Genomic DNA, 8,628 nt, shown 5'->3' on the forward strand with positions numbered 1-8,628 from the left:
ACCGCTGATCGCACCCAAGCAGCTGTTCTCCGAAGACGCCGTGATGTACCAGGTGGTCGACGTGCACGAGCATGTGCTGCTGCGCTCGGCCGAGGCGCCCAACGACGCCTTCGACGTGCCCCTGGCCGCCGGCTTTGCCAACAACCAGACCTGGCGCATCTACACCGTGCGGCACCCGACGCTGGGCCTGTACTTCCAGGTGGCCGACCCGCTCGACGAGCGCCGCCGCGCGCTGAACCGCACGCTGTTCGGCCTGATCATCCCGCTCGGTGCGGTGCTGCCGCTGCTGGCGCTGGTGCTGCGGCGCGTGGCGCGCACCGAGCTGCGCGTGCTGCAACAGCTCGCCGGCGAGATCGAGAAGCGCAGCGGCGCCGACCTGCGCCCGATCACCCTGCCCGGCCTGCCGCAGGAACTGCGCGCGGTGGGCGACCATGTCAACCGGCTGCTGCAGCGGCTGTCGCAGTCGCTCGACGTGGAGCGCGCGCTGGCCGCCAACGCCGCGCACGAACTGCGCACGCCGCTGGCCGCCGCGCGGCTGCGGCTGCAGACCGCGCTCGACCACGACCTGAAGCGCACCGACGTCGAAGGCGCGCTGCAGGCACTGCAGATGCTCAGCCACCGCGCCGAAAAGCTGCTGCAGCTGTCGCGTGCCGAATCGGGCGCCTCGCTCACGCGGGCGCGGGTCGACCTGGTACAGCTGGCGGGCACGGTGGCGCAGGAGTTCTGGCAAGACCCGCAGATCAACGAGCGCCTGAAGCTCAAGGTGCCCGACAGCGCGGCGCCCGTGGCTTTCGGCGACGTCGACGCGCTGGCGATCGCGCTGCGCAACCTCGTCGAGAACGCGTTGCGCTACAGCGGCGACGGCCGCGTGACGATCGAAGTCGCGGCGCCGTGCGTGCTCGTGGTGCGCGATGCGGGCCCGGGTGTCAGCGCCGGGCAGCTGGAGTCGCTGCACCAGCGCCATGTGCGCCACGGCTCGGACCGCGCCGGCTACGGCCTGGGCATGTCGATCGTGGGCACCATCGTCGAGAAGCACAACGCGACGCTGGAGCTGGCCTCGCCGCCGCCCGGTATGGCGCGCGGCTTCGAGGCGCGCATCGTGCTGCGGCCGGCCTGAGCCTTTTGCGTCAGCGCGTCAGCGTCAATCGCTGACGATCTCGCGCAGCCAGTCGGGCAGCGCCAGCGCCTTCTGCTTCGGAAAGTCGACCCAGATGGTGGTGGCACCGCCGGCCGCGCAGAGCACGTCGGGCGCGTCTTCGCGGACCATGGTGGCCCAGCTTTCGAAGGTGGTGCGCCCCGGGTCGCTCACGTACATCTTGATCCGCACGTTGCCCGGGTACTCGATCTGCCGGTAGAAATTGCAGAAGGCATTGACGATGACCATGCCTTCGCCGCCCGGCGTAGGCTCGACGCCGAGCGAGCGGATCCAGTCGATGCGCGCGGTCTCGAGGTAGCGAAAGTAGGTGCCGTTGTTCAGGTGGCCCATGGCGTCCATGTCGCCCCAGCGGATGGGGATCGACATTTCATACACGAGCTTCTTCTTTTCGGGGATTTCGATTCTCATCGGTGGGCCTTGATGGATGCGAGGATGCCCAGGACGAACAGCACCGCCGCCACCCACTCGGTGGCCTGCGGCCAGCGGCCGTCCCAGAGGAAAGAATAGAACAAGGCGAACAGCGTCTCGCTCACGATCAGTTGGCCGCACAGGCTGGCCGAGAGGCGCTGGCTGGCGACGTTCCAGAGGATGGTTGCGAGCCACGACGAACCGAAGCCGCTCGCCAGCGCAATCCAGATGAAGAGCATGCCGTCGGGCTGCGATTGCAGCGTGGCGACATCGCTGCCCGCCACCACCCACAGCAGCAAGGCGCCGAGGCCGGTCGCAATGCCAAGCCAGTTGGCCCAGTCGGCCGCGTGCACCTCGCGGTGCCGTTGCAGCCAGGCGGCGTTGAGCAGGCCGTAGATTGTCCAGCTCACCATCGAACACAGCGCCAGCGCGATGCCCCAGCCGAAGCGCACGCCGCCACCACCGCCCGCGCCGTGCTGCGCCGACCACGCGCCCCAGATCATCAGTGCGATGCCCGCGCCCGTGAGCAGCAGGCCGGGCAGCAAGGCCCGCATGTGCAGGCCCGCGGGCCGGCCCAGCAGCATCATCCAGACGGGAATCGTGCCGATGATGAGGCTGGGCACCTCGGTGCCTGCCGCCGCGATGCCGAAGGCCAGCAACAGGTAGTAGCCGCTGAAGCCCAGCACGCTGAGGCCGAGCGCCGCCAGCGCCTGCCGGCCCGTGGGCCAGCGCACGGCCGCGGGCCGCGCGAACACCGCCAGCGCCGACACCGCACCGAACACCGCGAAACGCGCCGCCGTGATGTCGACCATGCCGAAGTGGCCCACCATGCGCGGCGCCACGAACACCAGGCCCCAGAGCGCACCCGCAGCCAGCCCGGCTGCGATGCCGATCCACGCCCGCGGACTCAGATCGCGAACCCGTCGTCGGCCGCGATGACGGCACCATTCACGAAATGGCTCTCGCCGCTGGCCAGCAACACGATCAGCCCGTCGAGGTCTTCTGGCTTGCCCACGCGCTTGCGCGGCAGCATGCTGACCAGCTTGGCGCCGCCCTCGGTGCTCCAGTGCTCCTCGTTGAGCTCGGTCGTGATGTAGCCCGGGCACAGCGCGTTCACGTTGATGCCGAAGCGGCCCCACTCGAGCGCCATGGCCTTGGTCATCTGCACCACGGCGGCCTTGCTCATGCAATACGCCCCGATCTGCGGCATGACCTTCAGCGCCGCTGACGACGCGATGTTGATGATGCGACCGCCGATGTAGGTGCCCGGCGCCTTGCCCTGGGCGCGCGCCAGCATGCGCTTGCCGACCTCTTGCGCCACGAAGAAGGAGCCCTTCACGTTGGTGTCGAAGATGTAGTCGTAGTCGTCGGGCGTGACGTCCTGCAGTCGCTGCGTGGTGCTCACGCCCGAGTTGTTGACCAGGACGTCGATGGGGCCCACTTCGGTTTCGGCGCGCGCCACGGCGGCCTTGATGCTGCCGAAATCGGTCACGTCGAGCTCGACCACGTGGGCGTCGCCGCCCTCGCCTTCGATGCGTGCGCGCAGTTCCTTGAGCTTGTCGACGCGGCGGCTGGCCAGCACCACGGCGGCGCCGGCACGGGCCAGTGTTTTCGCGAACTGGGCGCCCAATCCGCTGGAGGCGCCGGTGACGAAGGCCACGCGGCCGGAGAGATCGATGCTGTAAGCCATGGGCAAAATCCTGTCGAGTCGCGCAGGTGACGCAGGGTGCTTCGCCTGCGGGCGACAAGGACCACCGCCGGACGCCGCATAAAATGCCGGGCGAACCGCGACGCCCCCGCGCCTCTAAAAATCATTATCGACCCAACCCACATGACGCACGACGAAATCCTCGCCCAGTTCGGCCCTCGCGAAGCCATGGAATACGACGTGGTCGTGGTCGGCGGCGGCCCCGCCGGCCTCTCGACCGCGATCCGCCTCAAGCAGCTCGCCGCCCAGCAGGAGAAGGAAATCTCCGTCGTGGTGCTCGAGAAGGGTTCCGAGCCCGGCGCGCACATCCTGTCGGGCGCCATCATGGACCCGCGCGCGCTCAACGAACTGCTGCCCGACTGGGAAGAACTCGGCGCGCCGCTGAACCAGCCCGTGACCGACGACGCCATGGTGTTCCTGAGCGAAAAGTCAGGCCTGCGCACGCCCAACGCGTTTCTGCCGGCCTGCTTCCAGAACCACGGCAACTACATCATCAGCCTGGGTGCCTTCACCAAGTGGCTGGCGCAGCAGGCCGAGAACCTCGGCGTGGAAATCTTCCCGGGCTTCCCGGCCGCCGAAGTGCTCTACAACGAGAACGGCTCGGTGCGCGGCGTCGCCACCGGCAACATGGGCGTCGGCAAGGACGGCGAACCCACCGAGAACTTCCAGCTCGGCATGGAGCTGCTGGGCAAGTACACGGTGTTCGCCGAAGGCGCGCGCGGCCACCTGGGCCGCCAGCTCATCGCGAAGTTCAAGCTCGACGAAGGCCGCGATCCGCAGACCTACGGCCTGGGCGTCAAGGAAGTCTGGGAAATCGATCCCAAGCGCCACCAGCCCGGCTTCGTGCTGCACACGGCCGGCTGGCCGATGGACAACAACACCTACGGCGGCGCCTTCCTCTATCACATGGAGGACAACAAGGTCACGATGGGCTTCATCACGGGCCTGGACTACAGCAACCCGTACCTGAGCCCGTTCGAGGAAATGCAGCGCTGGAAGCTGCACCCCAACATCCGCTGGTACCTCGAGGGCGACGAAGCCAAGGGCATCAAGCCCGCCAAGCGCATCGGCTACGGCGCGCGCGCCATCACGGCCGGCGGTCTGCAGTCGCTGCCCAAGACGGTGTTCCCGGGCGGCGCGCTGGTCGGCTGCGAGGCCGGCTACCTCAACGTGAGCCGCATCAAGGGCAGCCACGCCGCCATCAAGACCGGCATGCTGTGCGCCGAAGCCGCGTTCGACGCGGTCATGGCCGGCCGCCAGCACGACGAACTCACGGCCTACCCCGCCGCATTCGAGAAGAGCTGGCTCTACACCGAGCTGAACAAGGCGCGCAACTTCAAGGCCTGGTTCAAGAAGGGCCTGGGCATCGCCACGGTCATGAACGGCGTCGAGCAGTGGCTGCTCAAGGGCCACATCCCATGGACGCTGCGCCGCACCAAGCCCGACCACCAGTACCTGAAGCCGGCCGCCGAATGCAAGCCCATCGTCTACCCGAAGCCGGACGGCAAGCTCACCTTCGACCGCCTGTCGAGCGTGTTCATCAGCAACACGAACCATGAAGAGCAGCAGCCCGCTCACCTGACGCTGAAAGACGCGTCGGTGCCGGTCAACATCAACCTCGCCAAGTTCGCCGGCCCCGAAAGCCGCTACTGCCCGGCCGGCGTGTACGAGTTCGTGCCCGACGAAGCCAGCGCCGGCAAGGAGCGCCTGCAGATCAACGCGCAAAACTGCGTGCACTGCAAGACCTGCGACATCAAGGACCCGACGCAGAACATCGTCTGGGTGACGCCCGAAGGCGGCGGCGGTCCGAACTACGTGGGCATGTAAGCCCCCGCAGCATCGACGCATGCAAGCCCTCTTCGGGGGGCTTTTTCATTTCAGGCCCGCTCAGGCGAGGTACGCGGCGACCTCGTCGGGCGTGAGGAAGTGCACCAGCGACACCTGCGGGTTCTGCTCGGCGTGCAGCACGTGGGTGAACCCGTTCCAGCCGCGCGCGGGCTTGTCGTCCGTCTCCAGCGCGACGAGCACCAGCCGCCCCTGCCTGCGCGCGTTCTCGCGCAGCGTGCCTTCCCCCCAGGACCACGCCATGCGGTCCACCAGCTCGCCCTTGGCGTAGGCGGTCGCCTGCAGCCAGAGGAAGGCGGCGGCATCGCTGTCCCCGTCGCGGCGCGTGCGCGGCGGCTGCCGGATGCCCAGCGTCTGGGCGTGCGTTTCCATCAGGTCCTGCAGCAGCGAGAAGGCGTGGAAGTTGTTGTTGATGCCCTGGGCGCGAACGACCAGGCCCGCGCGCGACGCCGGCAGCAAAACCACCAGCTCGTCCTCGTACGACAGCTGGGCTGCGGCGCGCAGGAAGTGCAAGGCCTCGAAGGGCAGCGAGTCGTTGGCGTACATCGCCTCGACGTGCGCGAGCAGGCCTTCGTCCGCCACCAGCGACTGGTGGTTGTGCACATCGCGCACCACCATGGTCATGAGCGGTAGCACCAGCAGGTCGACCGCGCGCTGGCACGCATTGACCTCGAAACGTGCCTGCGGCGACAGCGACGCGAGCGCCGCTTCGGCGGCCTGCCAGGCGGCGTGTGCTTCCTCGTCCTGCGGTTCCTCGTCGTCCTCATCGGGTTCGTACGGCTGCGCCGCGCAGTACGGCGCCAGCGACGCCAGCAGGCGCCCCGCCAACTGCCGCACGGCGTCGAACATGAGCTGCGGATCGGCGCCGTTCTCGACCAGCGCGCCGCAGAACACCGCCAGCAACGCGGCCCGGTGCGGATGCACATCGCCGAGCTGCGCGACGGCGGCCCGCAGCACCTCGTCTTTCGCCGAGCCCTCCACCACCTCGAAGTAGAGCCCACGGACCTCCGGCCGCTTGAAGAAGGAAGCCTGGGTGTCGAGGTCGGCGTCCTGCAGCACAGGCAATCGCAGGGTGGCGAGGAGATCGGGGGGCAGCATGGGCATGCGCAAATTGTGCGGTACCCGCCGACGCTATCCTCGCGACACAAGGACACAAGGAGACAGGACCTCATGCACATCGTCATCACCGGCGGCGCCGGCTTCCTCGGCGCGCGCTTGGCGCGCACCCTGCTGGCCCTGGGCCAGCTGTCGCTCGCCGGCGCTCCCGCCCGCGACATCGCACGCATCACGCTGGTCGACCGCGCACCGCCGCCGCCCGACCTCGCGGCCGACGCGCGCATCGCAGCCGCCACGGGCGACCTCAACGCCCAGCTGGCCGACAACGCCGCCACCTTCTGGCGCGAGGCCGACGCGGTGTTCCATCTCGCGGCCGCCGTCAGCGGCGAATGCGAGGCCGACTTCGACCTCGGCATGCGCAGCAACTTCGCCGCCACGCACGGCCTGCTCGAGAAGCTGCGCGCGCTCGGCACGCGGCCGGTGCTGGTGTTCTCCAGTTCGCTCGCCGTGTTCGGCGATTCGCCCGAGCAACCGCTGCCCGCGCTCATCGACGACCACACGCTGCCCACGCCGCAGACCAGCTACGGCATCCAGAAATTCATCGGCGAACAGCTGGTGGCCGACTACACGCGCAAGGGCTTCGTGCAAGGGCGCAGCGTGCGCCTCATGACTGTGAGCGTGCGCCCCGGCCAACCGAACGGCGCGGCCTCGGGTTTCTTCAGCGGCATGATCCGCGAGCCGCTCGCGGGCCTGCGCGCGGCCTGCCCGGTGCCCGACGAAACGCCCGTGGCCATCGCCTCGCCGGCCCGCACCATCGAAGGCATCGTGCGCGCCGCCGAGGCCAGCGATGCCGACTGGGGCCCGCGCACCGCGCTCAACCTGCCGTCGCTGGCCACCACGGTGGGCGAGATGGCCGCCGCGCTCGAACGCGTGGCCGGCCGCACCGCCACCGACCTGCTCGACCGCACGCCCGACGCCACCATCGGCCGCATCGTGAAGACCTGGCCGGGCCGCTTCGACACCCCGCGCGCCCGGGCCTTGGGCCTCACGTCCGACGAGCGCTTCGACGACGTGATTCGCGCCTACGTCCGTGAAAGTCCCGACGCGGTGAAACTGGTTATTCGTGCATAGTCATTTCTTTGCGTGAAACCGGTCTCAGGCTGTTTTGCGCGCCCCCTTTTTTCACCCGAGGAGACAGACAAATGAAGTTGACCCGACTGGCCGCCGGCCTGGTTCTGGGCATGGGCATGGCCTGCGCCGCTTTTGCGCAGACGACCATGAAGATCAGCATTTCCACCGCGCAGAACTCGCACCAGGGCGTGGCCATCGACACCTTCGCCAAGGAAGTCGAAAAGCGCACGGGCGGCCGCTACAAGGTCCAGACCTTCTACAACGGCGCGCTCGGCGGCGAACGCGAGTCGATCGAAGCGGTGCAGCTGGGCACGCAGGAACTGGCGTTCTCCTCGACCGGCCCGATCCCCAACTTCGTGCCCGAGACCAAGATCCTCGACGTGCCCTTCCTGTTCCGCGACAAGGCCCATGCACGCGCCGTGCTCGACGGCCCCATCGGCCAGGAAATGCTGACCAAGTTCGATGCCAAGGGCTTCAAGGCGCTGGCGTGGGCCGAGAACGGCTTCCGCCACATGACCAACAGCAAGCGCGACGTGAAGGCCCCCGAAGACCTCAAGGGCCTGAAGATGCGCACGATGGAAAACCCGGTGCACATCGCCGCCTACAAGGGCTTCGGCATCGTGACCACGCCGATGGCTTTCCCCGAAGTGTTCACGGCGCTGCAGCAAGGCACGGTCGACGGCCAGGAGAACCCGCTGCCGGTGATCATCTCGGCCAAGTTCGATCAGGTGCAAAAGCACCTCTCGCTGACCGGCCACGTCTACTCGCCCTGCATCTTCGTGATGAACAAGGGCACCTTCGACAAGCTGAGCGCGGCCGACAAGCAGGCCTTCATCGACGCCGCCAAGGAAGGCACCAAGGCCAACCGTGCGCGCGTGGACGAAGACGACTCGAAGGGCGTGGCCGACCTGCGCGCCAAGGGCATGACCGTGATCGACAACGTCGACAAGGCCAAGTTCGTGGCGGCGCTGGCACCGGTGAATGCCCAGTTCGAAAAGGACTTCGGCAAGGCCAACCTCGACAAGATCCGCAACTTCAAGTGATGACCCGGCGGCTGTCCTCCTGACAGCGTCGATGCCCGCCCAGCTTTGTCTGGCGGGCTTTTTTCGTTGAGAACCCGAAGAAACCGAAAAAACCGAACCATGCGAGCTGTTGTGTATGAAAGATAAATTCCTCGCCATCGAGCGCTGGACCACCGGCGTGTCGATGGTCGCCGCCTGCCTGATGCTGGTGATCGCCTCGGCGCTGGGCGTGTTCCAGATCGTCACCCGCTTCGTGCTGGAGCAACCCGCCGAATGGAGCGAGATCCTGATCCGCGTGAGCC

At 67.8% G+C, this 8,628-nt stretch carries 8 protein-coding genes and 1 pseudogene; 5 read left to right on the forward strand and 4 right to left on the reverse strand.

Annotation, left to right across the window (positions count from 1 at the left end; all coding sequences use genetic code 11):
• Positions 1–1,117, forward strand: a 1,117-nt coding sequence (locus tag AAG801_RS37845) for a HAMP domain-containing sensor histidine kinase (RefSeq protein ID WP_341893048.1), incomplete at its 5' end; no start/stop codon positions are given.
• 24 nt (positions 1,118–1,141) lie between these two features.
• Here AAG801_RS37845 and AAG801_RS37850 read toward each other — a convergent pair.
• The 3 genes from AAG801_RS37850 to AAG801_RS37860 are packed head-to-tail and all read right to left on the reverse strand — an operon-like array spanning position 1,142 to position 3,254.
• The gene (locus tag AAG801_RS37850; RefSeq protein WP_070059373.1) at positions 1,142–1,564 is read right to left on the reverse strand and encodes an acyl-CoA thioesterase; all 423 of its coding nucleotides are present in this window, start codon (positions 1,562–1,564) and stop codon (positions 1,142–1,144) included.
• Positions 1,561–2,451, reverse strand: coding sequence for a DMT family transporter (locus tag AAG801_RS37855; protein ID WP_341893053.1), 891 nt, complete (start codon positions 2,449–2,451; stop codon positions 1,561–1,563). The genes AAG801_RS37850 and AAG801_RS37855 overlap by 4 nt, the downstream gene beginning before the upstream one ends.
• A gap of 20 nt (positions 2,452–2,471) precedes the next feature.
• Positions 2,472–3,254 carry an SDR family oxidoreductase gene (locus tag AAG801_RS37860; RefSeq protein WP_341893049.1) on the reverse strand — a complete coding sequence of 261 codons (783 nt, stop codon included), beginning with the start codon at positions 3,252–3,254 and terminating at the stop codon, positions 2,472–2,474.
• 141 nt (positions 3,255–3,395) lie between these two features.
• Here AAG801_RS37860 and AAG801_RS37865 point away from each other — a divergent pair, with 141 nt between their 5' ends.
• Positions 3,396–5,099, forward strand: coding sequence for an electron transfer flavoprotein-ubiquinone oxidoreductase (locus AAG801_RS37865; RefSeq protein ID WP_341893050.1), 1,704 nt, complete (start codon positions 3,396–3,398; stop codon positions 5,097–5,099).
• A gap of 60 nt (positions 5,100–5,159) precedes the next feature.
• Here the strand turns inward: AAG801_RS37865 and AAG801_RS37870 are convergent, their stop codons facing one another.
• Positions 5,160–6,221: a hypothetical protein gene (locus AAG801_RS37870; protein WP_341893051.1), complete on the reverse strand. Its 1,062-nt coding sequence runs from the start codon at positions 6,219–6,221 to the stop codon at positions 5,160–5,162.
• A 66-nt stretch (positions 6,222–6,287) separates the two neighbouring features.
• On the opposite strand from AAG801_RS37870, the gene denD reads away from it, so the two are divergent.
• From denD to AAG801_RS37885, 3 genes and pseudogenes are all read left to right on the forward strand, one after another.
• Complete coding sequence (gene denD / locus AAG801_RS37875; protein WP_341893052.1) at positions 6,288–7,304, forward strand: D-erythronate dehydrogenase; 1,017 nt, start codon at positions 6,288–6,290, stop codon at positions 7,302–7,304.
• Between the two features lie 71 nt (positions 7,305–7,375).
• On the forward strand, positions 7,376–8,347 hold the full coding sequence (locus AAG801_RS37880) for a TRAP transporter substrate-binding protein (protein WP_192196253.1): 972 nt from the start codon (positions 7,376–7,378) through the stop codon (positions 8,345–8,347).
• Between the two features lie 115 nt (positions 8,348–8,462).
• Positions 8,463–8,628 (forward strand): annotated as a pseudogene (locus AAG801_RS37885) (TRAP transporter small permease); the annotation flags it as partial.

This window comes from Variovorax sp. YR752 (assembly GCF_943372545.1).

Bases quoted from the DNA above. Each gene is read 5' to 3' on its own strand.
- AAG801_RS37850 (WP_070059373.1), bottom strand. From the start codon at position 1,564: ATGAGAATCGAAATCCCCGAAAAGAAGAAGCTCGTGTATGAAATGTCG.
- AAG801_RS37860 (WP_341893049.1), bottom strand. From the start codon at position 3,254: ATGGCTTACAGCATCGATCTCTCCGGCCGCGTGGCCTTCGTCACCGGC.
- AAG801_RS37865 (WP_341893050.1), top strand. From the start codon at position 3,396: ATGACGCACGACGAAATCCTCGCCCAGTTCGGCCCTCGCGAAGCCATG.
- AAG801_RS37870 (WP_341893051.1), bottom strand. From the start codon at position 6,221: ATGCCCATGCTGCCCCCCGATCTCCTCGCCACCCTGCGATTGCCTGTG.
- denD (WP_341893052.1), top strand. From the start codon at position 6,288: ATGCACATCGTCATCACCGGCGGCGCCGGCTTCCTCGGCGCGCGCTTG.
- AAG801_RS37880 (WP_192196253.1), top strand. From the start codon at position 7,376: ATGAAGTTGACCCGACTGGCCGCCGGCCTGGTTCTGGGCATGGGCATG.